Below are 25,655 nucleotides of genomic sequence, written 5' to 3' on the forward strand. Positions count from 1 at the left end.
GAGATAAAGATGAAATTAGTGAATAGATAAGTGCCTAGATGTTTAAATTAGGCACTTTGAGTGTAAATTTTACCGTTTATTTCTTGGTCATTTTATCTAGATAGCCCATCACAAATGCAGATAATACAAAGGTTAAATGGATGATGACATACCACATCAGTTTGTCATTTGAGACGCTTTTTAAGTCCATGAAGATTTTTAATAGGTGAATAGAGGAAATTGCCACAATGGAGGCCGCGACTTTATTTTTTAATGATGATGCGTCCATTTTACCTAGCCAGCCTAGTTTTTCACTGCTGTCAGGGATATCCATTTGGGAGACAAAGTTCTCATAACCTGAAAACATTACCATCACCAATAAACCACCGACTAATGCCATATCAATCAATGATAATAGCGTCAAAATTAAGTCTGCTTCAGGAATTGAAAGGATATTTGGCAAAATATGGTATAGCTCTTGAAAGAACTTAATGGTTAAAGCCAATAGTGTCAGTGAAAGCCCAAAATAGATAGGCGCTAAAATCCAACGTGAAGCATACATTGCTCTTTCAAAAAACTTTTCCATGAAATCCCTTGTAGTGGTGAGTTAATAACACAGTAAAATCTGCGAGGCATATTTTAGCGGTAGCGCGAGTGAAGAAGAAAGGTTTTTTTATTGTTTTATCATTGTGGAAGTTTTATGGCGTATTTATGAAATAAAGATGTCATTTTTATGAATAAAAAGTGACAAAATCGATACCTTCGATATTTTTATTTGCATTCAGCAAGATGATGCGTTTTAGTATGTTAACATTTAGATAATGTCATCAGTTATGGTAAGGAAATAGTTAGTCTGCCAATAAAATAAGTACTTGGAGCTTGATTATTTTAATAATTTCACACAATCAGCATTTCTAAATTCATGTCATAATGACATGGTAAAAAGCAGTTAATATTTAATATGATATAAATTTATTGGTTATATGGATGAAAGGAAGCTTTGATGTTGCGATTTCGTTATAGGTTAAAAAAAGCTCGCAAGAATAAATGTATACGCCGCCAGCGACTTCGCAATCGGTCTTTTTATATAGATAATAGATTGGATAACATGAAAAAGGTCAATATTGTCGTTTTAACAGGAGCGGGTATTTCAGCTGAATCTGGGATCCAAACATTCCGTTCTGCGGATGGATTATGGGAAGAGCATCGCGTTGAAGATGTGGCAACACCTGAAGGTTTCGAACGTAACCCTGAATTAGTACAACGTTTTTATAATGAACGGCGTCGGCAGTTACAGCAAGAAAATATTAAGCCTAACGCCGCTCACTATGCACTTGCTCAGCTTGAAGAGCTTTTTGGTGACCGCTTTTTGTTAATTACGCAAAATATAGACAACTTGCATGAAAGAGCGGGAAGTCAGCGAGTTATCCATATGCATGGTGAACTATTAAAAGTTCGCTGCAACTGGTCAAATCAAGTATTGGAATGGAAAGGGGATTTATCTGCCGATGACCGCTGTCATTGTTGCCAGTTTCCTCAGCCGCTCAGACCCCACATTGTTTGGTTTGGTGAAATGCCAATTGGAATGGATTATATTTATCAATCCCTTGAATCTGCGACTATTTTTATTTCAATTGGGACATCTGGTCATGTATACCCTGCGGCAGGTTTTGTTCATGAGGCTAAATTACATGGGGCACATACGGTCGAACTTAATTTAGAGCCTAGCCAAGTGGAAAGTGAGTTTGATGAGAAACACTATGGTTTAGCCAGCAAAGTCGTTGTTGAATATATCAATAAGCTTATTACAGAGTTACAGGTTAAAAATACAGCGCAATAAGCTTTCAATACATAATAATATAAGGGGAAACGTATTGTTTTCTCTTATAGGTTAGACATTTGTATCCATCATGGCCGGCATCGTAATCTCTTTGACGCAGGTTGCATTGCTCGTACTGGTGATAAAGCGTACGGCATTGACAACATCTTGTAATGGGATTAGCTGTCCATTACTTTTTTCAATGACTTCGTCGGCAGGAACCGTTAATGGGTATTCAGTTGCTAGATAACCTAAGTTTATGACTGATATTGCTATTTTATCTTCACGCAGTGTTTCTCTTAATGACTGTGCTATGCCTCTGAGGGCATATTTCGTGGCGGAAAAGGCGACTTCTTTGCCATTATGGTTATCTAGGCCCCATGTGGAACCGATCAATATAATCTTGCTATTTTTCGCTAAACGTAAATTGGGTAATAGTGCTTTTAAATTTAATAAACAAGCACTGATATTGGTTTGAATCATATTGAGCAGCTCAATGTCATCAGTCGATTCAAATTGGTATTCTTCACTAAAAGCCAGTTTCTCCCAAATACCCACATTATAAATTAAGGTATGAATAGGTTGATCCTGAATAATCTGCTTAATGGCATTCGCGCTATGAATATCATTTAAATCAGCAGGGATCCACGTAAAGTTAATGTGTTCAAAAGGAGGCTTTGAGCGAGACACTCCATAAATATGGTCTGCTTTTTCAGGAAATCCTTCGACCAATGCTTTACCTAAGCCTTTACTAACACCATAAATTAAACATGTTTTTGACATGAATTTTCCTGTTAACGAGTAAAATTTCGTTTTGTTTATTAATTAGCTAATAAATAAAATAATAAGACTTCATATATAGCATACTATTTCAATTTAATGATTGATGATTCGTGTAGTGGGTGAGTGATATTTAACCAAATGAGAGGTAATTAGGTAACAAATAAATAATAACCTACTAATTAATACAATTTGATTATTACCCTTATTTATTATAGGTATTGATTGCCAGTGTAATAGGTAGCTTACAAAAATTACGCTAAAAAATAAATTTCACTAACGATTTCCTGCAAAAAATAGAGAGCATTAACAGGAAAGCTGATTTGAAACAATAATTGAATCTGTGATCTTTCCCATAATATGGACATTGATATTTTAGGGGGAAGGGTATGGACAAACTCTTAGAGCGGTTTTTTGAATATACCGCTTTCGATACACAATCAAAACTAAATGCCAAAACAGTGCCTAGCAGCGCAGGACAGCTAAAGTTTGCTCGTGCATTAGTTAACGAGCTGAATGAATTAGGTTTTGAAAAAATAACGCTTAGCGATCAAGGTTGTGTGATGGCTTATTTACCGTCAAACGTTGATTGGGATGTTCCTACTATTGGGTTTATTTCACATTTAGACACAGCACCTGATTTTTCAGGTAAAAATGTGAGTCCACAAGTACTCGAAAATTATCGAGGGGGAGATATCGCGTTAGGTATAGGTGATGAAGTGCTATCCCCAGTGATGTTTCCAGTGCTGCATGAAATGATTGGCAAAACCCTCATCATGACCGATGGCAAAACCTTACTCGGTGCCGATGATAAAGCGGGTATCGCAGAAATAATTACAGCTCTAGTACGTTTAAAGGGTAAGAACATTCCTCATGGTAAAATCTGTCTTGCATTTACCCCTGATGAAGAGATAGGGCGTGGGGCTCGTCATATCGATTTTAAACAATTTGATGCATTGTGGGCCTATACCGTCGATGGTGGTGGTGTTGGTGAGTTAGAGTATGAAAATTTTAATGCAGCTAACGTTTCTATTAAAATTGTTGGCAATAACACGCATCCCGGTACAGCTAAAGGCGTAATGGTGAATGCATTAGGGCTAGCGAACCGTATTCATTCGATGTTACCACCTGATGAAACACCTGAAAACACCGAAGGTTATGAAGGCTTTTATCATTTAACATCGTTAAAAGGGACAGTAGAAAAGGCAGAATTGAATTATATTATTCGTGATTTTGACTTAGCGGGCTTTGAAGCTAGGAAGAAAAATATCATTCGAATTGCTGAAAAAGTTGGGGAAGGGTTACATCCAAGCTGCTATATCGAACTGACACTTGATGATACCTATTATAATATGCATAAAGAGGTCATGAAGTACCCACATGTTATTGAATTAGCAAAGCAAGCAATGCTTGATTGTGGTATTGAGCCAATTATCCAACCCGTCCGGGGTGGTACTGACGGTGCGCAGCTTTCACATCGTGGTTTACCGTGCCCAAATATTTTCACAGGTGGCTATAACTTCCATAGTAAACATGAATTTATAACACAAGAGGGTATGGAGCAGGCAGTTAGTGTGATCATGCGTATTGCGGAATTAACGGCTATTCACGCAAGGCAATCATGATATTTCATGATAAACAAGCGTGCTTATAACAATAAGCACGCGTAAATTTGCTATTGAAATAATACAGAAACGCCACTAAGCGCCAGTAAAACACCCATGACTAAATTAAAGCGTTTTAATGTCTTAGGTTGTTTTAGCTTTTCTCTTAATTTACTGCCAAACATCGCCCAAATAGCAACACATGGCCAGTTGATGGCCGCAAATATAACGGCAACCTGTACCATTGATAAATAGGGGGCGTTTATATTGGTATACATCGCCATTCCTGAAATAGCCATCATCCATGCTTTAGGGTTTATCCATTGAAATAATGCTGCTTCTAAGAAAGTTAGCGGCTTAATTTCCTGGTTATTTGATTGTGCAACTGAATGGCTAATAGTCGTTTTCCATGCAAGCCAGAACAAATAAATAATTCCAAAATATTTTAATACTGAATAAGTTATAGGGGATGATTGGATCAATGCCCCGACTCCTAGCCCGATAGCAAACAGCATAATAAGAAAACCAATTGATACCCCAAATGAATGCGGTAATGTCTTGCTAAATCCAAAATTAATGCCTGAAGCAAGTAACATAATATTATTTGGACCTGGCGTTATGGATGTTACAAAGGAAAACAATGATAAAGCTAAAAGTGTTTCTAAGTTCATATTGTTATCATCTTTAAAATGGATAATTAATGCTGCGTGAGAATGATAATAGTGAAGTAAAAACAGTTTAGGGTTGAATTAAAGAATGTGCTTTATCTTTGCGTGCTTACGGGCACGTAAGGATCATAATATGAGTATGTAATTGGGAAATAAAATATATAAAAAAATAAATAAGTTAGTTATTAATAAGGGGGGGTAATTGGCAATTAGCGGTTTTCATCAATAGGGAGGAGAGCCTTGTCATATTATACTGAGAATATTATTTTTAATAAAAGGCCCATAATTAATGAGCCCTTACACAAAATACAAATTTAATATTAAAGGTATTGATTAATCATCAAAATACCAATAACCATTATTGACGAGTGCGGTAAGCAGTGCGATAAAATTAACGTCATCAATGGCATCAGCTAAAATTTGGCTATTAACGGCATCATAACGACATAAGCTATCAGCAGCCTCATAACACTCGGTTTCTAAGCATTCTCCATTAACAAAAAATTGGTCGCCAACGCGCAATGCTCTGAGACCATTTAATTTGTATAAGGTTTCTTGCTGAGTTTTCAGTAAATCATAAATTTCTTCTTGCTCATAAGGTGGTTCAGGTGGAGCAATGTCTAATTCATGACGTGATTGTGAGATAAACTCACCTAGCCATTTACGAAATAGCTCAGGGTCATTAATCAGTGATTCCATCATTTCGCGCAGTTTAATTTGTTCACCTTGCAAGATCTCAGCAGGGTTATCACGGAATGATAAATCAGGATCGCTATAACGATAACTGCCTAAGTCATTAGAAATTAGGTGATCGGCAAAACTACTGAGCAGCTCACGAGTATTTGGGGCACGGAAACCAACTGAGTAATTTAATGAAGGCTCAATGGCGTAACCTTCATGTGGAAACCCAGGTGGAATATATAAAATATCGCCGGGTTCCATTTCTTCGTCGATGATGGCGTCAAAAGGTTGAACTTGTAGTAAGTCAGGGTGCGGGCAATGTTGTTTCATTGGGATTTTTTCACCCACTCGCCAATGACGACGGCCTTCACCTTGAATAATAAACACATCGTATTGGTCTAGGTGAGGACCTACACCACCGCCGGGGACTGAGTAGGAAATCATTAAGTCGTCCATCCGCCAGTCCGAAAGGACGCGAAATGGTTTCATTAATGCAGAGCTTGGATGATGCCAGTGGTCAACTGCTTGAACTAAAATAGACCAATTCTCTTCGCCAAGGTGGTCATAGCTTTCAAATGGTCCGTGACCAACCTGCCAAATCCCTTCTTTATGGCTAACCAAACGGCTATCAACCTCATCTTCCATCGCCAAACCTGCAAGTTCATCAGGCGAGATAGGATCAATAAAATTTGCAAACCCTTTTTTGATAAGCAGTGGGCGCTTCTGCCAGTGACTGTCGAGGAAACTCTGCCAGTCGAGATTTAGTTTGTAATCCATCTTATTGTCCCTTGGAGCTGCTAAGTATTGCTAATCAGTTTATTACAATATACCCGGTTCCAATACTGCAAAATGACCTATATGTGTGTAATGGTATGCTGTTAAATAAACTTTCTGAGAAACGGGTATTAAAGGTTTATCTTGAGAGTGATCCAAGTACATTACCCTAAATTACTATTTATAAAACACTTCATAAATAGTATACCGGAAATGGTTTGTAAAATAGGGGACAAGTGGACGCATATCACAGATTAACTATCTTCAATCATAGATTGCTGCCTAAATGTGACGGATAAACGAGCACCACCAAGCGGGCTGTCACTAATTGTGATATCTCCCTCGTATTGGTCGATAATATCCACTGCAATGGACAAACCTAAACCTTGACCTGGACGAAGGGTGTCTGCACGTTGCCCACGAAGGAAAATCAAACTACGTTTGCTTTCGGGCACGCCTGGGCCATCATCATCAACAACCAATGTTAAGCTATCAGTTCCGGCAATAGCACTAACTTCGACGAATTCAAGGCAATATTTACACGCGTTTTCCATGATATTACCCATCACTTCCATAAAGTCATTTGGTTGACCCAGCCAAGTTGTTTCAGGAGAAACATTAACCGTAATAGAAACACCTTTGTGTTGGTAAACTTTATGGAGGGCACTCGCAAGGCTGTCTAATATTGATGGAACAGATGAAATTTCGCGCAGCATCATATTTTCATCACCTTGCGTTGATGCGCGGTGCAAATAATAACCCACCTGTTGAGATATACGGCCAATTTGTTCGAGCATGATGGGTTCAGCCTGCTCAATATTCATTTGCTTACCTGAACGAAGAAGCCGCAGTGTTGACTGTAAAACGGCTAAAGGCGTCTTTAAACTGTGTGTTAAATCAGAAAGTGTCGTGCGGTATTTGCTGTAACGCTTACGTTCATTCGTTAATAAAATATTAAGATTACGTACTAGCCCACGAAGCTCATACGGAGGGTTCTCATCCAGTGTATCTCGTTCACCTTTTTCTAAGCTACTTAGTTGTGATACTAATGATTTAATTGGCCGTAGGCTCCAATAGGCCGCTAACCATAATAGTGGGATAACTAAGATTAAGTTAGCTAGTAACACATAACCGAACCACTCCCAAACTAAACCCGTATTTTGTAAGTCTTGTGGTAGTGTATCAACAACGACAATGGTGAGCGGAGGCAGGTTTTCACTAGCTGCATATTGGTTGACGGACACGGAGTGAGTAAGCGGTTCATCGTCGTTATCCATGTCATCTAATTTTGTATTGAATTCGGGGTTGTCATCTAGAAGTTGGCGAGTTTCGCGAATGTCTGTATCAATTTCATATAAGCCTTCTTTTTTAAGCCAGTCATTACGGATCAGCCGTTCAACGCTAGGTACATCACGTTGGCGCCATAACACGAGCCCTTGTTCATCATAAATAATGACCAAAGTCGGGTTGTTTAACGTGAAATTTGGGGGGACGCGAATGTCAATTTTATGGTTTTGCCATTGGGCTAGGCTATAAATTAAATTACTTTGGCTACGTAATAGGGTGTAAGTGGTTTTATCGAAACTAATCAAATACCCCAAAATCGCGACGATGCCGTAGGATAAGGTGAGTGCCAAGATCACCGCGGATGTTGCACAGAGAAAACGTGCTCGTAGCGAAAGGGGTTTGAACTTAAATTTACGTAGCTTCATGTTAGCCATTCACATCAAAACGGTAGCCTTGACCACGCACTGTGACAATTACATCATCACTATGAAATTGTTGGATTTTTTTTCGTAAACGGCCCATTAAAACATCAATGGTATGACTTTCTCTGAGCTCAGCATCTGGGTAAAGCTGGCGCATTAACGAGTCTTTGCTAACCACTTTCCCATTGTTGCGTAGTAGCGTTTCAATGATAGTGTATTCAAAAGCGGTTAATTTGACGGTTTCGCCATTAACGGTAAATTCTTTGCGTGATAGGTCAATCACGAAATTGCCTAATTCGAGTACTTGTGAAGCAAGACCACTATTTCTGCGCATCAAAGCTTGCATACGGGCGACCAGTTCTTCTAACTGGAAAGGTTTAGTCACGTAGTCATCAGCACCACTGTTTAGCGCTTGTACTTTTTCTTGCCAACTTTCCCGAGCAGTTAATACTAATAGTGGAATATTGACGTGCTCGCTACGCCAGCGTTTGATCATAGAAAGCCCGTCTTCATCAGGTAAGCCCAAATCGACAACTGCGATATCTGGACAGCTTTCGTGCAAAAAGTAATCAGCTTCTTTTGCGTCTTCAGCTGAATCAACCTGATGGCCAAGCTCTTTAAGCTGGACGGTTAAATGGTGACGAAGTAACGCATTGTCTTCGACAATAAGAATACGCATCGGAAACCCTCATATTGAAAAGAGATAGCTACAACTTATCAGATAGTAGCACTAGATACGCTATGGTAAAAAGAGTTCTGAATAACGACAAGGGATTAAGTAAATATAAATCAAACGAAGCGGAAATATAATTTATCTATATTTAGCTTTGAATAGCTTAGTATGATAGATAGAGCAGGGAATTCAAAATGATAATTAAAAATGGCGACTTATAAGCCGCCTAATTTGAAAACATGGAAGCTATTTTAGCTCGTCGATGAAAGTGACAGCGTAACCGATGTAGTTTGCAGGCGTCATTTCTTTCAAACGTGATTTTTCGTGCTCTGGTAGGTCTAAACTATCAATAAATTGTTTCATACCTTCAGCGGTAACACGTTTACCGCGGGTCAATTCTTTGAGCTTTTCATACGGCTTTTCAATACCATAACGGCGCATTACAGTTTGAATTGGCTCAGCCAATACTTCCCAGTTTTGGTCTAATTCATCCAGTAAATGTTGCTCATTCACTTCTAATTTGTTCAAACCTTTCATGGTTGATTGATAAGCAATCAATGCATAACCTAAGCCGACACCGAGATTACGTAATACTGTCGAGTCAGTTAAGTCGCGCTGCCAGCGAGAAACAGGGAGTTTGCTAGCTAAATGACCTAAGACGGCATTGGCTAAGCCTAAATTACCTTCAGAGTTTTCGAAATCAATCGGGTTGACTTTGTGTGGCATGGTAGAGGAACCAATTTCACCTGCGATTGTTTTTTGTTTGAAGTGATTTAATGCGATGTAGCCCCAAATATCACGGTCGAAGTCTAACACGATAGTGTTAAAGCGAGCGACGCAATCAAATAACTCAGCAATATAGTCATGAGGTTCAATTTGCGTAGTGAATGGGTTCCATTGAATGCCTAAAGAGGTAACAAAGGTTTCGCTGAATTCGTGCCAGTTAACTTCAGGATAAGCGACCATATGTGCATTATAGTTACCGACTGCGCCATTGATTTTACCTAGAATTTCAACTTGTTGTAGCTGGCGGAATTGGCGCTCTAAACGATAAGCAACGTTCGCAAACTCTTTACCAATGGTGGACGGGGTTGCAGGTTGACCGTGAGTACGTGAAAGTAACGGTAAATTGCGGTACTCATGAGCCATTGTTTTGATTTTATCAATGATTTGACGCCATTGTGGCAGCAAGACTTCTTCACGAGCAGTTTTCAGCATTAATGCGTGAGAGAGGTTATTGATATCTTCTGAAGTACAAGCAAAGTGAATAAATTCAGAAACTGCATGAAGAGCAGGGATGTCCGCTACCTTTTCTTTTAGAAAGTATTCTACAGCTTTCACATCATGGTTAGTTGTGCGTTCAATTTCTTTGATACGCATTGCGTCTTTTTCACAGAAGTTCGCGACAATTTCATCCAAGTAAGCGATTGCGTCAGCGTCAAATGCAGGAACTTCTTTGATTTGAGCGGTTGCAGCCAGTTTTTGTAGCCAGCGAACTTCAACTTGTACGCGAAATTTCAGTAAACCAAACTCACTAAAAATAGTGCGTAACGTGCTGACTTTATCACCGTAACGGCCGTCAATCGGGGATACAGCGGTCAGTGAGGATAATTCCATTGGTAGCAACTCCAGATTTAAAGGTGAGACAAAATATCTTTCGCCTGATTAGCCAGACGATTGCGAGAGAACATGAGTTGAATGCGACTTCCACCAACTTGTTGCCAAAGCACTGCGCAACGAATGCCAGCGAGCAAGGTGGCTCTAACTTTTGCTTGAACGAGTGTGTTTTTTAGGATATCAGGGGAACCAGTGACCTGAATTCGCGGTCCAGCTGGGCTGACTACATCTACATAAATACCCGCAAGTGCGTTAAACACGCCTTCAGAAAGTGGTTCAAAATAACCCGCTTGGCGTTCAAATTGCTCAATACGTTGGCCCAGCTGGTTCATCGCTTCTTGGTTTTTATTGAGGCGACGTTCAAGCGTCATAATGCTTAACATATATCGCGTCATTTCAGCCGATAAACCACTGTTACCGCCAGTCAGCATACCTAACATGGCACTGAGGCCCGTCTTTAAATTTTCGGCATCATTACCAAATACATCCAAAGTGGATTTTGGATTCATATTGGTGAGGCTATTGACCATGGTTTCAGTGTCTTTCTCAAGACAAACACCTTCATGTGCGAGTTTTTGAACCATCGCGCTTGCTTGGCAGATACCCGCTAAAGCAAGCGTAATGTCATAATAGTTTTTTGCCACATTTACTCCTGAATACGGGCTTCAATAATACCGCCACCGAGACAAACTTCATCGATATAAAATACAGCGGATTGACCTGGAGTGACAGCCGCGACAGGGTAGTCAAAAGCCACTTCAATGCGATCATCACTTAATGGGGTGATCGTACAAGGGATATCCGCTTGACGATAACGTGTTTTTACTACGCAACGTAGCGGCTCAGTCATGGTTTTCCGGTCAACCCAATGTAATTGCTGAGCAATTAACCCAACAGACATCAAACGAGGGTGTTCATGGCCTTGAGCTACGATAAGAATGTTGTTTTCGACGTCTTTATCGACAACATACCAAGGTTCTTCGGAGCCTTCTTTTGTACCACCGATACCGAGACCTTTTCGTTGCCCTAAAGTGTGGTACATCAAACCTTCATGTTGACCAATTGTTTCGCCATCAACAGTGACGATAGGGCCAGGCTGAGCGGGTAAGTAGCGGCCTAAAAAGTCGCGAAACTTACGCTCACCAATGAAACAGATCCCCGTGGAGTCTTTTTTCTTTGCAGTAACTAAGCCAATTTCTTCTGCAATACGGCGTACTTCAGGTTTTTCGAGTTCACCAACGGGGAAAAGGCTTTTAGCTACTTGTTCGTGGCTCAGAGTATATAAAAAATAGCTTTGGTCTTTGTTGTTATCTAAACCACGTAATAATTGGCTTTTACCATTGACATCACGGCGGCGCACATAGTGACCAGTAGCAATGTAATCTGCGCCTAAATCTTCAGCCGCAAATTCTAAGAAAGCTTTAAACTTGATTTCTTTGTTGCAGAGAATATCTGGGTTCGGTGTGCGGCCTGCTTTGTATTCAGTTAAGAAATGTTCGAAAACATTGTCCCAATATTCAGCAGCGAAATTAATGGTATGAAGTTCAATACCCAGTTTGTCACACACAGCTTGTGCATCGGCAAGGTCAGTAGCAGCTGAACAATATTCTGTGTCGTCATCTTCTTCCCAGTTCTTCATAAACAGACCAGCAACCTGATACCCTTGTTGCTGTAGCAAGTAAGCGGATACAGAGGAGTCAACACCACCGGACATCCCGACGATGACTTTTTTTTGGCTGTTATCTGACATGGTACTATTATTTGACATGGAAATATCTCACTGCGGAAAAATCAAGCCCCATACTTTAGCATGTTGTTCCCGCATTACACCAGAGTTAGCAGGGAATATTATTGCTTGGTGAAATCTTCACCAAGCAGAAGTTAAGTACTTAAAGATAATGGTCGCCGTAAGCGGTTAAAATATCGAGAGGATAATGCTTTCCTGTGAGAAAACAGCGCAAACTTTCGGCCACTAATGGTGAACGCAGGCAGTTGCTATTTAGAATTTCTTGGGCAGTCAGCCAATGGCATTTGCTAATATCACTGTCTTGTGGCTGTGTCTCACAAATGGATTCAAGTTCTACGGCAAATAAAAAACGGATAAACTGAGTTTTATCTGGGGCAATCCATTGATGAATTTTAATTAATTGTGTTGGTGTGGCTTTGATTCCAGTTTCTTCTAGTAATTCACGTTCGGCGGCTTGCAAAATAGTTTCATTAGCTTCTAAATGCCCAGCTGGTTGATTCCAAGTGGGTTTATCATTTATCCACTCTTCCACGACTAAAAATTTGCCTTGAGCATGCACAACAGTTGCTACAGTCACATTAGGTTTAAACAACAGTTACCTCCTTCCATTCGCCAACTGAAAGATTTCCCAAATTAAATTCACCAATTTGATAACGAATTAGCCTAAGCGTTGGAAAACCTATATTTGCCGTCATACGACGGACTTGCCGATTACGTCCTTCATATAATGTAATTTTTAACCAGCTAGTCGGGATATTTTTGCGTTCCCGTATTGGCGGAGTTCTTTGCCATAGCCATTCAGGTTCGCCAACTAACTCGATTCCCGCAGGGAGTGTTGGACCATCATTTAATATTAACCCTTGCCGAAATTTTAGTAGTGCATCTTCATCGGGAATACCTTCTACCTGAGCATAGTATATTTTCCCTGTTTTTTTCTGTGGTTGAGTTAAACGTGCCTGTAGTTTTCCATCATTGGTTAAAATTAATAGCCCTTCACTGTCCCTATCAAGACGTCCTGCGGCGTATACATCGTTGATTGGAATATATTTTTTTAGTGTGTCGCGACCTTGTTCATCAGTAAATTGAGGAAGAACATCAAAGGGTTTGTTAAATAAAATGATTTTAGTTGATATTTGCTGTCTTACCGAAACACGCTTAGCGTTATGCTTTAAAGCAGTCGAGGGTGGCGAGTAACGATTTTTCTTCGGAACTGATTTTTTGTTCGGTCTGTTCATGGTCATTCAATGAGAATTTATTGGTTTTAATTTGCGGCGACTTATTTCATCTAGTGTAGGAGATTTAACGGTTTGATCCTAGAACGTATTTTTCATGGCGATGTAATATTTAATTAACAACTTTAAAAACATTTAAATCAATAAAAACAATTTTCCATTTAAAAATAAGTACATATGGATTTGTTTGGATGGTGATAGTGTGAGCAAAACGTATTTTTAATTTGAGTTAACTTGCTAATATTATTTTTTGTGAGGGAAGTATTTTAACAAAAGTTGTGTCGTTCCCTCAAATGGGTTATTGACAACTTTTCATCGCGGTTTGATTTATTTCTAATAATGGAATGCTTAAATTAATTTATTGATTTAACAGTGTTTATAAATAGATATTCGATTAACTTACAAGGTAAAACAGTACGTTAAATGCGATCGGCATTGAAGCTTAGATGAGTAATCATTGGCGTTCGACGCAGATTGAAGTAGTATTGACACGTCTCTTACAAAAAATTAACAAGCAAAATACGCAAGTGAAAGGAGAGGTTAATGGAAAGCAAAGTAGTAGTTCCGGCAGAAGGCGCTAAAATTACCATTGATGCAAAAGGCAAACTAAACGTTCCGAACAACCCAATTATCCCTTTTATCGAAGGTGACGGCATTGGTATCGATGTCACACCAGCAATGTTGAAAGTGGTTGATGCGGCAGTGAAAAAAGCCTACAACGGTGAGCGCAAAATTTCTTGGATGGAAGTTTACACCGGTGAAAAATCTACACAAATTTATGGTAAAGATGTTTGGTTACCAGAAGAAACTCTCGATTTAATCCGTGATTACCGTGTTTCAATTAAAGGCCCTTTAACAACTCCTGTTGGTGGTGGTATTCGTTCTCTGAACGTTGCATTGCGTCAACAACTTGACCTGTATATCTGTTTACGTCCTGTTCGCTACTACAAAGGCACTCCAAGCCCAGTTAAACAACCTGAACTGACTGATATGGTTATTTTCCGTGAAAACTCTGAAGATATCTATGCGGGTATCGAGTGGAAAGCGGGTAGTGCAGAAGCAGATAAAGTTATTAAATTCCTGAAAGATGAAATGGGTGTGACTAAAATCCGTTTCCCACAAGACTGTGGTATTGGTATTAAGCCTTGTTCAGAAGAGGGCACAAAACGTTTAGTTCGTGCTGCTATTGAATATGCTATTGATAACGGCCGTGATTCAGTGACTTTAGTTCATAAAGGTAACATTATGAAATTCACTGAAGGTGCATTTAAAGATTGGGGATACCAATTAGCACAAGAGGAATTTGGCGGCGAATTATTAGATGGCGGCCCATGGGTTAAAATTAAAAACCCTAAAACTGGTAAAGATATTATCGTTAAAGATGTTATCGCAGATGCTTTCTTACAACAAATCCTGCTACGCCCAGCAGAATACGATGTTATCGCTTGTATGAACCTAAATGGTGACTACATTTCTGATGCATTAGCAGCGCAGGTCGGTGGTATTGGTATCGCTCCTGGTGCAAATATTGGTTCTGAGTGCGCATTATTCGAAGCAACTCACGGTACTGCACCAAAATATGCAGGCCAAGATAAAGTTAACCCAGGCTCTATTATCCTTTCTGCTGAGATGATGCTGCGCCATATGGGCTGGACTGAAGCTGCTGACCTAATCGTTAAAGGTATGGAAGGCGCAATCGAAGCTAAGACTGTAACCTATGACTTCGAACGTCAATTAGAAGGCGCTAAATTACTGAAATGTAGCGAGTTCGGTGACGCAATCATTAAGCACATGTAATTTATTACGTGGTGTTATTAGTAACGGGAGCTTAATAGTTCCCGTTTTTTATTATCACTTCTGAAACGGTTATCAAAAAGTTATCAAAACGAATTATCAAAATCTATCTATATTCCGACTATTAAATAACAACTCTCACCCAATCCTTACCCCGATCATCATTATATTTATCGGTCATTTTTTGCGATTTATGACCCAGTAAATCTTTAGTGTTAATTCCTTGTTCTCGATAGAGTCTTTCTGATAAAGATCGTTGTTCATGAAATGAAGCTGGTGTTCCTTCACCCCAATCAATATCAGTTTTATTTCGCGCCTTCTTGAAGTTTGTTGTTATTGTATTTGCTGTAACTTGCTCACCTCTATTTGCTTGAGATGTTGTTCTAAAATAATGAATCAGATACGGACTGAGAACACGGTCACGGCATCTAGAAACAACATCTCTCAGCGACATGTTTAATGCATCAGATCTTAACGCCAGTGGAATAGCCAGTTTACTTCCTGTTTTTTCTTGCGTTACATGTAAATGGTCATCCCAAATATCACTAAATTTCATTGCTGAAATATCGCCAAGTCGTTGTCCTGTAATGACAGCTAATAACATCGCATTGCCTAAGTACTTATGTTGTTTACCCGGAGTTTCTTGATGAAAACGACATTGAGCGTGAAGATTACGACTACTGCGATATTCCAAACGGCCACTGGATTGACGTGCGTGTAAATATGCCATCCAATTCTATCTACAATCAAAAGCAAGCTGAAGCTGAGATACTCGCTAAGCTAGAAGCAGAGCGATTAGCGCAAGAAGAAGCGGAAAGGGCAGAGCAGGAAGCTACGGAACGTGAACAAAATGAAACTATAGAAAATTGATCTTTACATACGCATAAAATGATCAAATAATACTGTTTATGCATACAGTATTATTGGTGTCGTATGAAACTAAGATTAATTGAAACAGATGATTTACTAGCAAGCTTCCCCCTCTTTCTTGACCGAGTGCCAGCAGGCTTTCCATCACCCGCTGCGGACTATGTTGAAGACCGCATAAATTTAAATAGCGCCCTCATTAAGCACCCTGAAAGCACATATATGCTCAGGGTGGAAGGGAATTCAATGATTGATGCGAATATCAATGATGGTGATGTTGTTATTGTTGACAGCGCGGTCACAGCAAAAGAGGGAGATATCGTTATAGCTAGCTTTGAGGGGGAGTTTACGGTTAAGAAACTACACCTCAACCCACCTATGTTACTTCCAATGAATCCCGCTTATTCACCAATCATTATCAACGATGGGCAGGATTTTCAAATATTTGGTGTTGTTACCTATATTATTCATCGGGCGCAATAATGTTTGCGCTGGTTGATGTAAATAGTTTTTATGCAAGTTGTGAGAAAGTCTTTAGGCCAGATCTGGCAGGGAAGCCAGTAATTGTTTTAAGTAATAACGATGGCTGCGTGATTGCACGTTCATCAGAAGCGAAAAAACTTGGCGTAAAGATGGGGGAACTGTATTACGAGCGCCACAGTTTTTATAGACAAAACAACATTAATATATTTAGTTCTAACTACGTACTTACAGTTGGAAAATATTTTAGATGCCACATGTTGTAATTTTTTATGCTATATAAATGAGGTGTCGAGGAAAAAAGTGGTTACAGTTTTACTGTTGGTCAAGGACATCTTGAAAAGCAAATGAATGAACGCGCAGCTCCTGACTTATCAGTGTGAATAACAGATGATTTAGGTATTAATATGATTGAGCAGAATAGGTCGTTTCCAGATGACTTTGGCTTTGACTACTGTCTTATGTGGATTAGTACGGATAAATACCCCTCATTTATCAGCAGGCCACACCCTGACAGTGGTGAGATTATCCATGAAGTTAAGGATAACTCAAAACCTTTTGCTCATGAACTTCCAATTTTAATCGACTCCGATGGCCTCAATGTAATACCGGTTAATCTATATCTTCACTCTTTGCTAGCAGACCCAGATATATCCTCGGATAAAACACTCCAATCCCATGCAGTTGCGCTCTTGAGCTTTTATCGGTGGTTGAACACGGAAATCCCTGAGCATACCCACCCAAGAACTGGCCTGCTGGTTGATAAAAAATCTCCGTTAACAATATACGACTGCACCGACAAGGTAGAGGAAAGTCCAATCGTGAGATATCGAGACTATTTACTGGAGAACCTTTATACCAAGGATGAAGGTGGAAAAGTCGGTGGTTCTCCAAGTACCGCTTCTAACTATGTTTTGAAGGTTGTTAATTACTTCATTTTCCTTCATCGCCAGGGGATCATTTCAATCAGAAAAACCTTTCGACCATTTGAGTTTAAGGCAAAGACGGTTCACATAAGCAGTAAAGGAAACAGATCACAGCATGAAATGCTCTCACATATCAACCGCTGTCACAGTAAGGAAATTACTGTATATACTACAGGTCTCACTAGACCATTTAAAAACATCAAAAAACCTCAAGGTGCTGATATAAGAGAACTTAATCCACTTCGTGAAAATGAAAAGCAAGAGTTTTATAAACACCTTGATGTTGAAAACTCAACTGATACTAAAGCCCTCATGCTGTACTTAAAAACTGAAACAGGATTGAGATTGGAGGAATTGATAACATTTCCAGCATCTGCCGTGGACAAGCCAAAATCTAAAGTAGTTAAAGTGCAAATTGGTGAGAATATTAACGGTTGTTTAACCAAGTTTAAAAAAAACAGAACAATTGAAATCCCAGCTAAGGTCATGGAACTGCTGTACGAGTACAAATTGAGTAACGAGAGAAAGAGGGCTATTCAAAATGGACTACTTCGCCATAACCACTTATTCGTAAAATCAAATGGCAATATCTATGCTCCAAACACCATTCAAAAGTATGTAGAAACTATCCGTAACGATTTAGCACACAGTGGGCTTAATATTTATTTTTCCTCTCATGATTTACGTGCCACTTTCGCAACCGACTGGCTGTACAGCAAACATATGGAAACAGCTAAGCCCTTCGAAGCCCTGTTACAGGAGTTGGCTGATTTGATGGGGCATGAAAGCACATCTACCACCCAAAAATACGTTAACTACATGAATGATAATAAAACATGGTTGGAATTCGCTCAGCGAAAAAATGAATTCGCACAACAATCGTTGAGGTAATTTCATGGCCAAAAGTCGATTAGCAGCGTCAAGAAATCAAAATGCATCCCCCATTCCGCCAATGGCTCAGAATAATGTTACTTCATTAGATTTGAACGTTGATATACGGCCTGAAGGGGAACTAAACAGCACAAAACACAATTTTCTTTATTGGTGTCATGAACAGTGTGATCCAAAAAAAACATTAGCTAAACCCTCTCGATTAGAAAAAATGCAAAAGCTAAAAAGATGGGTTGATCAAGAGAAGAAAAATGAAACCAATGCATGGTCTCTAGTGGTTAAATTAAGCGTCTTAAAGGCTTATATAGCATTTTGCGACATTAAGAAGTTCGACCCTTTTAGCCAGGCTGGATACCTTTCTTACGCTGGTAACTCAGGAGAGTTACGCCGCTTAGTTGATATTGCTAATGAGCCTAAAAAATACCAGTTTCAATATCATAATGGCGAAGAGTTTGGTTTGTTGGAATCTTCAGCTCTTCAAAAAAAGATGAATCTCGACTCGCTGCTTCCAGTACTTGGTTTTGATGTATCAGACATGCAAGCCACGCTCAAGAGCTTTAATGGTGAGGTTGCAGATTTTACTACACAACCTTACACATCAAGCGAATGGTATGCACTAGTCAGACGTACTCAGCTTTTCTTTTTCTCTTTAGTAGCTCAACTTATTGCATATAAAGAAGAAAACCCTGACTCTCCCCCCCCTCAACACCTTGATAATATTGTGGTTGAAAGAAAAGATAATCGCGACATCACGATTACACTTGGGAGAAAAAATGGTTCAGCGTCAGATGGTTTAGCGAGTCCTTTTAATCAATGTATGGCAGCAGCTTACACTTTGTTTGCCTATTACACTGCATTTAACGATTCAGTGATTAAACAAGTTCGCCGCCCAATTAAAATGGTTACGTCAAATAAAGATGGTCGGACATCAAAGGTTGCTCAAGTTCGCGCCTATAAAGGCCGCGCTTCAAAAGATGTAAAAGCGTTATTTTCAGGAGCAGAAGAAAGCTCTCATCCCGAAGCCAAAGATGATGAGGCTGGATTTATTGTCGCTGACATCAATAAGCGCGACTCTGTTGGAGAAACTGACGGAATCACCTTTCTTCGAGCACTCGAACTCCTCTCGAAAACCTACAGTAAAGACCCTTATGACACTTTGATATATTTCCTCAATAGCGAAGGTGATAAAGGCAAAGTTAATGTATCTGGAGCTTCATTCCAATTATCAAAGAACCTAAATTTGCTTTCTGATAGTAGAGCTGAGTTGATCGAGCATCTAGTAAAAACCTATACCGACATTGTTGAAGATCATACGATGACCACGTTTAACAGGATTAGACGAGATGATGGTGCACACACGATGGAAGCAAAAGTCACCGCTCTCAAAAAGCAAGTTGTAACAATAAGAGCAATGCCGATTGCTTACGCAGCGCTGTCATGTATAACTGATGTTTCACTGCGAAACGCACTGATACCTCTTCATTATTCAGGGAAAGATTCCGATGGTTCTATCACCGTTTCTTTCAAATACGCTGATGGCTCGTTAGGTGAGTTCATTGTTGCAGCTAAATACCGACCTTTTCTTCAATTGGTCGAACGCTATGCTGCGAGCAAAAACCCTTTACCTAGAAAAAATTATGGTTTTGGAGGCGGGAGTTCAACAACCAGACTTCCGTACTTACTACCGCTGGGTGGTAAGCATGTTACTTATCAGTGGTCAGAGGGTGAGGTTCCGATTCGAAAAACTTTATTAAATTTGTGTGGTATTGGTCGCGGTGATTATTTTCTAAATATTACCGCCAGTAGGATTCGTATTACTCATTCTAACTTAGAATATAAAGCAGAAGAAAGGGGGTGGACAGCCCGAAAAATCTTGCAGCACAATATTGAAACAACAGAAAGATATTACCCCAACGGCCACCCTGTTTCAAACAACAAGCAAATATCACAAGGAATGATGGGGTTAGTCTACATAGTCCAGGGCAAGAGCCGCAGTGAAGCTATAGAATCGGTTAAGAAAGAATTGAAAATTCCCGTCTTAGAATACGATGCTTGGAAACAACGTAATGTACCGACAAACCCCAATGGCATTAGCTGCGGTGGGGAAATTGATTTGGTGTCAGAGAAAGATTGGCACTATGCAGCACGCAAGTTCGCAGAAAAAAAAGGAATTATTGAAGAAGGTCAAGATATTACCTGCTATCAATACGATCTTTGTGTCTTTTGCAAAAGTGCCAAACTCGTTGATGCTCCCTACGCTATTTATAAACTATTGAGCTTTCTCGATGCGTTACGTGAAGCCATTGACCAATACCCAGAACGCGCTTCGGTAATTCAATTAAAGATAAATCGCTTTCAAGCTAATCTTGACGGCCTCCCACTAGAAACTATTGAACAAGCTGAATATTTGCTCGAAGAAAAAGGACGTTATCCACTTTTCAACTCGTTACCTTCCATTACCCAATTTCTATAAGGATTATATCTATGCTGTCTTTTGAAAACTCACAAGATATGGATTCAACCTTAGATACCATGCGTTCGATTGGTGATAGAGGCGACTATTTGCAACAGGAACTTCTCCCTGCGCTACTGCGAGGCGATTGGGAAGAGTTAGATAAAATGGTGGTCTATCAAGATCAAAAAAAGACCATCTTGTTTGGCGAGGATATATGGGCGTTTAGAGATTCTGACTACAAAGGGAGTGGGATCGCGAACTTGATTTTTAATATTGAGCCAAAGCAAGAAAAAAATGTCATGGCACTTCATCAAAAAGGGCGTCAAATGCTTAATCAAATGAAGTGTGTAGCATTGGCAGAGATGTGGTTTTCTATTAAATATACAGAACTGGCCTCAATTAATAATAAAAAAAACTCTCTTCGAACGGATATTGCTCAACTAATCAAACGTGGCATCAATTCGTTTGAGGAATTGAATCAAGAGTATTTAGAAATTTTGGTTATTGAGGGATGGTATGATATTTCTAGAAGCTATTGTTTTATAGGGTTGAATAGCCTTGTTCACTTGAAAGGGCTGCTACCTTTCAAGGTCAACTTTTCACATCAAACTCATAAGATATATAACGTGAATTCTGATGCGCAAAACGGAAAAGTAGTGATTCCCCCACGAATCTATTTTGCGGCATTAAAAGGGTACAGTGAAGACATCGTAAAAGCCTACAGATTAAGAGATGAAATAGAGCAAGCTGTTGAGCAGATGATTTCGCTTTATGAGAATGAATTAGAAAGAAAAATCCTGAGGATTAGAAGAGGTTATAGCCACAAACCTGGTAGCAGCTACGTAAAATCATGGGAACAATTTACGCAGGCTCTCAATAAAAATGGAATAACCTTAGTGGATAAAGGTGAGGATCATCGGTGGATGCAAATATTCACATCTATTCAACCCCGAATTCAAATAAACGGAGGACGTCTTAGCACCTTCAGAGCACACATTGACAACACTTGTTACGGCTGGGGTGATTTTAGGCGATATTTGAGGAGCTTAAATACAAAATCTTCATGGCTTTGTCTGGCATTGTCAGGAATGCGTGTAGACGAGCTGTACAAAATGAGCCCTGTTTACGGTGCACAAAGAATGACTTTCGATAAAAATGGCTGTGAGTCGGAAACGGGCAAGGAAACCATCTACTTTCTAACTACACGCCAATCAAAGATTACGCTCAGTAGTCAAACCAAAAATGACACGTTTGTAACCACGGAAGCTGGCTGGAAAGCATTCCATATACTGAATGCTATTAATACGCCCTATCGCAACAGATTTGCAAAGAAATATAATCATCGAATGTTTGCAAACTTGAAGGATATCGCTTTTCCCTACCCTATAGGAAAGAGCGCATTGCACACAGTAATTAATACGAAGTTTAACCGCGATAAATTTAATTTTACACTTACAGCAGAAGATATGGGGTATTTACAGACTTCAGACCCAACCCAAACATCTTTTAATCAGGGCGATAAATTTCACTTCTCTCCACATCAGACACGGCGCTCCCTCGCATACTACTTAATTGGTTATGAATTGTGTTCTTTCCCCGCCTTGAAGCAACAGTTTTCGCATTTGTCGATGGCGATGACGCGATGGTATGCCCGAAATGCCTATTCATTTGAAAAACTATACAGCGAAATACAAAAAGAGCGTGTCACACAACAAGCTGAGATATTTGCTCGCATATATCAAAAAATGGCGAATGGTGAGCGTATCGCGGGCGGTAAAGGTCAAGCAGCCGTTGCTGAAATTAGTCGCCAAGGTGAAAGTTATTTTGAAGATGGGGTAAGCAAACGCAAGCTATCAATTGACTACTGGATAGATCGGTTGACCAACGGGAAAGAACACTTACACGCTATTGCTCCTTCGATGTATTGTACTAACACTCAATGTTCAATGCGTATCAACATTGATTTAAGTGAATGTGTAGACTGCGAATATGACTTTATTGAAAATGCTGCTTATGCTGAATCCTCCCGTATGGACGCAATGCGCAACATTGAGTTTTTAAAAGAAAACAATGAATTAAATTCCAGTTCTGCAACCAAATACATGATGCAGGTAAAAGCTGCGGAAGCGATCATGGATGATCTAGGGTTTAAATATGAAAAGTATGAATTTGCAGAAGATGTGCTGAATTTAGTGATCGAAACGACAATGGGGACGTAAGGCATGGCAGACAAGTTTGGATTAAACTCAACAGAAAGGCAGTTAAGAGACGCATTGGCGCGACTTGTTGATCAAAAGCCGATTAACCGGGAGTTGAAACAAAAGCTTAAAGCTAACAAGCTTAAAATTGTTGTTTCTAATGTTGAAAAAGAAGCTGGGTTATCAAATGGATCGGCCAGACGCTATCCAGAAATAAAAGCGCTGATCGAAGGCGCTGAAGCAACGCGTGTTCATGGTGCAAGCAATGTGTCCGATAATGTGATTCGCAGTCACCCTCTCCACATAAAGGCTAAGGAAGACTTAGACAAAGCCAAAAAAGAAATCAAAAAGCTCAAGGGCGAAATTAAAAAGAAAGAACAAAAGCTTGGAGATTATAAAAAACGCTTAAAGTCTCAAGCCGTGAGAATGCACGAAGTCACCGTTGCCATGTGGAAACATATACCTGAAGAATGCAAGCATATTGAGTTAATGATCAAAATGGAAAAAACGGGGTCAACAAACAACGTTCTAGAATTCAAAAAACGAGAGAAGCTAGATTAGTTTTAGCCTCAACCTTTCGTATCGGAATACGGTTAAGTTATTGATGGCTTCTATTTATAATATATTTACAACTACTAAGGACAGATATGAGTGAAAATGAATTGCGATTAGCCTATTTCAAAAAGAAGCTTTTAGCCATGGAACGAGAGTTATTCGATGAGTTATCTGTAGGGATACAAACTGGCGGACATGCAACAGTACAGCTTGATCAACAAAGTGTCGGGCGTTTATCAAGAATGGATGCGATGCAAAGCCAACAAATGGCTTTAGAACACCAAAGAAGACGAGAAATGCAACTGGTTGCTATTCGAGGTGCATTACATAGGATAAAAGAAGATGATTATGGCTATTGTGTTCAATGTGGTGAAGATATCAACCCCAAACGCTTAGACGTTAATCCTTGTGTTATTAAGTGTATAAACTGTGCAACCTAATGACATGTAAAGGATTTGTTAAAAGCAAGCTTTACTTTGATAACAGTCATTGATACTATCAAGGAAACTTTTTTTAGAGCAGGCCAATGTAACAATTATCCATATCAACTATAACTCAGAAAATTTATCTGTTTTTAGTTTTCTTATTTCAAACTAATGAAATAAGTGATGTGGATTAAGTATGGTTTGCAATATTCCATTCACTTATCTTCATTAGATTCTATATAAATTATTTTATAATAAGGGTTTTAATGAACGAGCAAGATGTAGAACTTTATCACCACATGTTAAATGTTGAGTTAAAGTTCGTTTTTAATAATAAACTCCGAACAAATTATGATGAATTTAATTTCCCTAAGTTTGTAATTAAAGAATTTAAAGATCTTAAACGGAAAAAGAAAATATCATTATCATTATTTAAGTTTTTTAATAATGCTTTTATCCCTAATCAAAGCGGATTCTTAAACCGTTGGTTTAAAAGGTTCAAGCGATATGGTGATATATATAAAGTTAATGAGAGATTAAATGGTTGCACGGTCGAAGAACGGCTAGAGATGCTATTTTCTAAGTTGAACGACTATCAATTTGTCATAAAAAAACCACATAATGATAACATTGAGTTTTATGAAAACGAATCCCCTCACATATTATCATTTGGTTTTGTAGGTATACATAGCAATGAATTAGTAAATATAAAATCTGGCAGTAATGAAATTATGCTGACTTATTATATTGGTACTAGTGGGATTGCAGCAGAAACACTACTTATTTACCAACTGCAAAATTATGGCTTTAACATTTCACTTGAACTTCAAAGATCACAAACTCGATTAGCTCATAATGAATTTTCATATTTATTTATCGAACCATTCTATGAAAAATTAAGCTTGTGTTCTAAGGAGATAGAAAAATGATAAAAAATAAAGCACTTGTGGTTGAAGGCGGAGCGATGAGAGGAATATTTGCAGCTGGAGTACTAGACGCACTAATGGCTCATAATTATTATGATTTTAATTTTTTTGTAGGTGTTTCTGCTGGTTCTACAAATCTTGTTGGTTATTTATCAAAGCAAGTTGGCCGTAGTGAAAAAATCATCAAAAAATATGCTACTAGCTCTGAATTCATTAATCTGAAACGTTATATTAAGGGGGGGCACTTGTGCGATGTCGGGTGGCTGTGGAGAAGCTCATATGACAATGAGCCGTTACATAGACCATTTTTCATGCCGCTTTGGGTAGTGACAACAAATATTACTACGGGGGAGCCCTGCTATTATCAAACTTCGAGTGATAATATTAACCATTCTGCGATCATGGCTTCTTGTGCTATTCCGTTAGTTTATCGTTATTATCCCATGGTTGATGGTATACCAATGACTGATGGAGGGATCGCTGATGCTATTCCTGTCAAGTTTGCTTATCAGCAAGGCGCAAGAGATATTACGGTGATATTATCTCAGCCCTTAGGCTATAGAAAAAAGAAGCCATATATTTTAAAGTGGATGAAATCATTAGAAAAAGAGTATCCTCAATTATATACTGCGATGCTTAAGCGTCATGAAATGTATAATCAAGCGTTAGACTTTATTCAAGCTCCTCCTAAAGATTGCAAAATTAATGTGATTGCCCCCCCACCTTCATTCCCTGTTTCTCGTTTTACTCGATCTAAAGGAAAACTAGAATTAGGGTATCGACAGGGATTGGAAAAAGGTATCTTATTTCTAGAAAACGTATGATTGTTGTTTTCCAATCAATTGATTATTGGAG

The 25,655-nt window shown here is 39.1% G+C and carries 23 protein-coding genes and 2 pseudogenes; 13 read left to right on the forward strand and 12 right to left on the reverse strand.

Going from position 1 to position 25,655, the window contains the following annotated elements:
• Window positions 1–76: 76 nt before the first annotated feature.
• Complete coding sequence (locus tag FVA69_RS09260; RefSeq protein WP_004911769.1) at window positions 77–565, reverse strand: TIGR00645 family protein; 489 nt, start codon at window positions 563–565, stop codon at window positions 77–79.
• Between the two features lie 420 nt (window positions 566–985).
• Between FVA69_RS09260 and cobB the strand changes: the two genes are divergently transcribed.
• Entirely contained in the window at window positions 986–1,819 is an 834-nt protein-coding gene (gene cobB / locus FVA69_RS09265) for a Sir2 family NAD+-dependent deacetylase (RefSeq protein ID WP_042851854.1), read from the forward strand.
• A gap of 51 nt (window positions 1,820–1,870) precedes the next feature.
• On the opposite strand, the gene FVA69_RS09270 is transcribed toward cobB, so the two are convergent.
• Window positions 1,871–2,581, reverse strand: a complete 711-nt coding sequence (locus FVA69_RS09270; RefSeq protein ID WP_110731988.1) for an SDR family oxidoreductase — start codon at window positions 2,579–2,581, stop codon at window positions 1,871–1,873.
• Between the two features lie 386 nt (window positions 2,582–2,967).
• Here FVA69_RS09270 and pepT point away from each other — a divergent pair, with 386 nt between their 5' ends.
• The gene (gene pepT / locus FVA69_RS09275; protein WP_004911762.1) at window positions 2,968–4,203 is read left to right on the forward strand and encodes a peptidase T; all 1,236 of its coding nucleotides are present in this window, start codon (window positions 2,968–2,970) and stop codon (window positions 4,201–4,203) included.
• 50 nt (window positions 4,204–4,253) lie between these two features.
• Here the strand turns inward: pepT and FVA69_RS09280 are convergent, their stop codons facing one another.
• The 9 genes from FVA69_RS09280 to rluE form a co-directional block, all read right to left on the reverse strand.
• Window positions 4,254–4,853 carry a LysE family translocator gene (locus tag FVA69_RS09280; protein ID WP_164528742.1) on the reverse strand — a complete coding sequence of 200 codons (600 nt, stop codon included), beginning with the start codon at window positions 4,851–4,853 and terminating at the stop codon, window positions 4,254–4,256.
• 330 nt (window positions 4,854–5,183) lie between these two features.
• Window positions 5,184–6,308, reverse strand: a complete 1,125-nt coding sequence (locus tag FVA69_RS09285) for a cupin domain-containing protein (RefSeq protein WP_004911758.1) — start codon at window positions 6,306–6,308, stop codon at window positions 5,184–5,186.
• A 251-nt stretch (window positions 6,309–6,559) separates the two neighbouring features.
• Window positions 6,560–8,017 carry a two-component system sensor histidine kinase PhoQ gene (gene phoQ, locus FVA69_RS09290; protein WP_181937042.1) on the reverse strand — a complete coding sequence of 486 codons (1,458 nt, stop codon included), beginning with the start codon at window positions 8,015–8,017 and terminating at the stop codon, window positions 6,560–6,562.
• Window position 8,018: 1 nt separating this feature from the next.
• Window positions 8,019–8,693, reverse strand: coding sequence for a two-component system response regulator PhoP (gene phoP, locus FVA69_RS09295; protein WP_004911754.1), 675 nt, complete (start codon window positions 8,691–8,693; stop codon window positions 8,019–8,021).
• A gap of 240 nt (window positions 8,694–8,933) precedes the next feature.
• The gene (gene purB, locus FVA69_RS09300; protein WP_164528743.1) at window positions 8,934–10,304 is read right to left on the reverse strand and encodes an adenylosuccinate lyase; all 1,371 of its coding nucleotides are present in this window, start codon (window positions 10,302–10,304) and stop codon (window positions 8,934–8,936) included.
• A gap of 17 nt (window positions 10,305–10,321) precedes the next feature.
• A complete protein-coding gene (gene hflD, locus FVA69_RS09305; RefSeq protein ID WP_004911750.1) occupies window positions 10,322–10,948 on the reverse strand; it encodes a high frequency lysogenization protein HflD in 627 nt (208 codons plus the stop codon).
• A 2-nt stretch (window positions 10,949–10,950) separates the two neighbouring features.
• Complete coding sequence (gene mnmA, locus FVA69_RS09310) at window positions 10,951–12,054, reverse strand: tRNA 2-thiouridine(34) synthase MnmA (protein WP_117162510.1); 1,104 nt, start codon at window positions 12,052–12,054, stop codon at window positions 10,951–10,953.
• A 139-nt stretch (window positions 12,055–12,193) separates the two neighbouring features.
• The gene (locus FVA69_RS09315) at window positions 12,194–12,643 is read right to left on the reverse strand and encodes an NUDIX hydrolase (RefSeq protein WP_117162357.1); all 450 of its coding nucleotides are present in this window, start codon (window positions 12,641–12,643) and stop codon (window positions 12,194–12,196) included.
• Window positions 12,636–13,292, reverse strand: a complete 657-nt coding sequence (rluE, locus tag FVA69_RS09320; RefSeq protein WP_004911743.1) for a 23S rRNA pseudouridine(2457) synthase RluE — start codon at window positions 13,290–13,292, stop codon at window positions 12,636–12,638. Before rluE ends, FVA69_RS09315 begins: the two co-directional genes overlap by 8 nt.
• Before the next feature lie 534 nt (window positions 13,293–13,826).
• Here rluE and icd point away from each other — a divergent pair.
• The gene (icd, locus tag FVA69_RS09325) at window positions 13,827–15,080 is read left to right on the forward strand and encodes an NADP-dependent isocitrate dehydrogenase (protein WP_004911741.1); all 1,254 of its coding nucleotides are present in this window, start codon (window positions 13,827–13,829) and stop codon (window positions 15,078–15,080) included.
• Between the two features lie 121 nt (window positions 15,081–15,201).
• Here icd and FVA69_RS09330 read toward each other — a convergent pair.
• Window positions 15,202–15,708 (reverse strand): annotated as a pseudogene (locus FVA69_RS09330) (tyrosine-type recombinase/integrase); the annotation flags it as partial.
• A gap of 92 nt (window positions 15,709–15,800) precedes the next feature.
• Between FVA69_RS09330 and FVA69_RS09335 the strand changes: the two are divergent.
• The 10 genes and pseudogenes from FVA69_RS09335 (at window position 15,801) to FVA69_RS09380 (ending at window position 25,624) form a co-directional block, all read left to right on the forward strand.
• A complete protein-coding gene (locus FVA69_RS09335) occupies window positions 15,801–15,947 on the forward strand; it encodes a hypothetical protein (RefSeq protein ID WP_164528744.1) in 147 nt (48 codons plus the stop codon).
• Window positions 15,948–16,010: 63 nt separating this feature from the next.
• A complete protein-coding gene (gene umuD / locus FVA69_RS09340) occupies window positions 16,011–16,427 on the forward strand; it encodes a translesion error-prone DNA polymerase V autoproteolytic subunit (protein ID WP_164528745.1) in 417 nt (138 codons plus the stop codon).
• Window positions 16,427–16,654: pseudogene (locus FVA69_RS09345) on the forward strand (translesion error-prone DNA polymerase V subunit UmuC); the annotation flags it as partial. The gene umuD and the pseudogene FVA69_RS09345, both read left to right, overlap by 1 nt.
• Window positions 16,655–16,831: 177 nt before the next feature.
• Entirely contained in the window at window positions 16,832–18,241 is a 1,410-nt protein-coding gene (locus FVA69_RS09350; protein ID WP_024008851.1) for a tyrosine-type recombinase/integrase, read from the forward strand.
• A 4-nt stretch (window positions 18,242–18,245) separates the two neighbouring features.
• The gene (locus FVA69_RS09355) at window positions 18,246–20,714 is read left to right on the forward strand and encodes a hypothetical protein (protein ID WP_109938055.1); all 2,469 of its coding nucleotides are present in this window, start codon (window positions 18,246–18,248) and stop codon (window positions 20,712–20,714) included.
• Between the two features lie 11 nt (window positions 20,715–20,725).
• Window positions 20,726–22,915, forward strand: coding sequence for a hypothetical protein (locus FVA69_RS09360; protein ID WP_024008854.1), 2,190 nt, complete (start codon window positions 20,726–20,728; stop codon window positions 22,913–22,915).
• Window positions 22,916–22,918: 3 nt separating this feature from the next.
• Window positions 22,919–23,455 (forward strand): hypothetical protein, encoded by a 537-nt coding sequence (locus tag FVA69_RS09365; protein WP_024008855.1) that lies wholly within the window; start codon window positions 22,919–22,921, stop codon window positions 23,453–23,455.
• 86 nt (window positions 23,456–23,541) lie between these two features.
• The gene (locus FVA69_RS09370; RefSeq protein WP_024008856.1) at window positions 23,542–23,889 is read left to right on the forward strand and encodes a TraR/DksA family transcriptional regulator; all 348 of its coding nucleotides are present in this window, start codon (window positions 23,542–23,544) and stop codon (window positions 23,887–23,889) included.
• A gap of 251 nt (window positions 23,890–24,140) precedes the next feature.
• A complete protein-coding gene (locus tag FVA69_RS09375; protein WP_024008857.1) occupies window positions 24,141–24,803 on the forward strand; it encodes a hypothetical protein in 663 nt (220 codons plus the stop codon).
• Window positions 24,800–25,624, forward strand: coding sequence for a patatin-like phospholipase family protein (locus FVA69_RS09380; RefSeq protein WP_024008858.1), 825 nt, complete (start codon window positions 24,800–24,802; stop codon window positions 25,622–25,624). The genes FVA69_RS09375 and FVA69_RS09380 overlap by 4 nt, the downstream gene beginning before the upstream one ends.
• The last annotated feature ends 31 nt before the right edge of the window (window positions 25,625–25,655 follow it).

The sequence above is a fragment of the Providencia sp. PROV004 genome (assembly GCF_011045615.1).
Classification (GTDB): domain Bacteria; phylum Pseudomonadota; class Gammaproteobacteria; order Enterobacterales; family Enterobacteriaceae; genus Providencia; species Providencia rettgeri.

Bases quoted from the DNA above. Each gene is read 5' to 3' on its own strand.
- FVA69_RS09355 (WP_109938055.1), top strand. From the start codon at position 18,246: ATGGCCAAAAGTCGATTAGCAGCGTCAAGAAATCAAAATGCATCCCCC.
- FVA69_RS09380 (WP_024008858.1), top strand. From the start codon at position 24,800: ATGATAAAAAATAAAGCACTTGTGGTTGAAGGCGGAGCGATGAGAGGA.
- FVA69_RS09280 (WP_164528742.1), bottom strand. From the start codon at position 4,853: ATGAACTTAGAAACACTTTTAGCTTTATCATTGTTTTCCTTTGTAACA.
- pepT (WP_004911762.1), top strand. From the start codon at position 2,968: ATGGACAAACTCTTAGAGCGGTTTTTTGAATATACCGCTTTCGATACA.
- mnmA (WP_117162510.1), bottom strand. From the start codon at position 12,054: ATGTCAGATAACAGCCAAAAAAAAGTCATCGTCGGGATGTCCGGTGGT.
- FVA69_RS09370 (WP_024008856.1), top strand. From the start codon at position 23,542: ATGAGTGAAAATGAATTGCGATTAGCCTATTTCAAAAAGAAGCTTTTA.
- FVA69_RS09260 (WP_004911769.1), bottom strand. From the start codon at position 565: ATGGAAAAGTTTTTTGAAAGAGCAATGTATGCTTCACGTTGGATTTTA.
- FVA69_RS09350 (WP_024008851.1), top strand. From the start codon at position 16,832: ATGATTGAGCAGAATAGGTCGTTTCCAGATGACTTTGGCTTTGACTAC.
- FVA69_RS09360 (WP_024008854.1), top strand. From the start codon at position 20,726: ATGCTGTCTTTTGAAAACTCACAAGATATGGATTCAACCTTAGATACC.
- FVA69_RS09285 (WP_004911758.1), bottom strand. From the start codon at position 6,308: ATGGATTACAAACTAAATCTCGACTGGCAGAGTTTCCTCGACAGTCAC.
- FVA69_RS09365 (WP_024008855.1), top strand. From the start codon at position 22,919: ATGGCAGACAAGTTTGGATTAAACTCAACAGAAAGGCAGTTAAGAGAC.
- umuD (WP_164528745.1), top strand. From the start codon at position 16,011: ATGAAACTAAGATTAATTGAAACAGATGATTTACTAGCAAGCTTCCCC.
- FVA69_RS09270 (WP_110731988.1), bottom strand. From the start codon at position 2,581: ATGTCAAAAACATGTTTAATTTATGGTGTTAGTAAAGGCTTAGGTAAA.
- icd (WP_004911741.1), top strand. From the start codon at position 13,827: ATGGAAAGCAAAGTAGTAGTTCCGGCAGAAGGCGCTAAAATTACCATT.
- purB (WP_164528743.1), bottom strand. From the start codon at position 10,304: ATGGAATTATCCTCACTGACCGCTGTATCCCCGATTGACGGCCGTTAC.
- FVA69_RS09375 (WP_024008857.1), top strand. From the start codon at position 24,141: ATGAACGAGCAAGATGTAGAACTTTATCACCACATGTTAAATGTTGAG.
- phoP (WP_004911754.1), bottom strand. From the start codon at position 8,693: ATGCGTATTCTTATTGTCGAAGACAATGCGTTACTTCGTCACCATTTA.
- phoQ (WP_181937042.1), bottom strand. From the start codon at position 8,017: ATGAAGCTACGTAAATTTAAGTTCAAACCCCTTTCGCTACGAGCACGT.
- rluE (WP_004911743.1), bottom strand. From the start codon at position 13,292: ATGACCATGAACAGACCGAACAAAAAATCAGTTCCGAAGAAAAATCGT.
- FVA69_RS09335 (WP_164528744.1), top strand. From the start codon at position 15,801: ATGCCATCCAATTCTATCTACAATCAAAAGCAAGCTGAAGCTGAGATA.